Source organism: Streptomyces sp. 130 (assembly GCF_007096885.1).
Lineage (GTDB): Bacteria > Actinomycetota > Actinomycetes > Streptomycetales > Streptomycetaceae > Streptomyces.
In genome coordinates, this window is record NZ_VJNO01000105.1 from 1 (window position 1) to 1,246 (window position 1,246).

Below are 1,246 nucleotides of genomic sequence, written 5' to 3' on the forward strand. Positions count from 1 at the left end.
GCGTCCATCAGGCGCAGGCCCTCGAAGGCGTCGCGGGCGTAGCGCACCTCGCCCTCGTAGATCTCGTGGAGGTCCTGCTCGACGTAGGCGCGGGTCAGCGCGGCGCCGCCGAGGATGACCGGGTAGTGGGCGGCCAGCTTGCGCTGGTTCAGCTCCTCCAGGTTCTCCTTCATGATCACCGTGGACTTCACGAGGAGGCCGGACATCCCGATGACGTCCGCCTTGTGCTCCTCGGCGGCCTCCAGGATCGCGGAGACGGGCTGCTTGATGCCGATGTTGACCACGTTGTAGCCGTTGTTGGAGAGGATGATGTCGACGAGGTTCTTGCCGATGTCGTGGACGTCACCGCGGACGGTGGCCAGCACGATGGTGCCCTTGCCCTCGGCGTCCGACTTCTCCATGTGCGGTTCGAGATAGGCGACCGCGCTCTTCATGACCTCCGCGGACTGGAGGACGAACGGCAGCTGCATCTGGCCGGAGCCGAAGAGCTCGCCCACGACCTTCATGCCGTCCAGCAGCGTGTCGTTGACGATGTCCAGGGCCTTGCGGCTGGTCAGCGCCTCGGCGAGATCGTCGTTGAGGCCGTTCTTCTCGCCGTCGATGATGCGGCGCTTGAGCCGCTCGTCCAGCGGCAGCGCGGCCAGCTCCTCGGCCTTGCCCTCCTTGAGGGACTTCATGTTGACGCCCTCGAACAGCTCCATGAGCCTCTGCAGGGGGTCGTAGCCCTCCGCACGCCGGTCGTAGATCAGGTCGAGGGCGACCTCGACCTGCTCCTCCTCCAGCCGGGCGATCGGCAGGATCTTCGAGGCGTGCACGATCGCCGAATCCAGCCCGGCCTTCACGCACTCGTCCAGGAAGACGGAGTTCAGCACGACGCGGGCGGCCGGGTTCAGGCCGAAGGAGATGTTCGACAGGCCGAGCGTCGTCTGCACGTCCGGGTGGCGCTTCTTCAGCTCCCGGATGGCCTCGATGGTGGCGACGCCGTCCTTGCGGGACTCCTCCTGGCCCGTGCAGATGGTGAACGTCAGCGTGTCGATGAGGATGTCCGACTCACGGATGCCCCAGTTGCCCGTCAGGTCCGCGATCAGCCGCTGCGCGACGGCGACCTTGTGCTCGGCGGTACGGGCCTGGCCCTCCTCGTCGATCGTCAGCGCGATCAGCGCCGCGCCGTGCTCGGCCGCCAGCCGCGTGACCTTCGCGAAACGCGACTCGGGCCCGTCCCCGTCCTCGTAGTTGACCGAGTTGA

1 protein-coding gene is annotated in these 1,246 nt (G+C 67.0%); it reads right to left on the reverse strand.

Features of this window, described 5'->3' with window-relative positions:
- A partial coding sequence (locus FKN01_RS32185; protein ID WP_185993085.1) for a dihydropteroate synthase occupies positions 1-1,246 on the reverse strand: 1,246 nt, incomplete at both ends.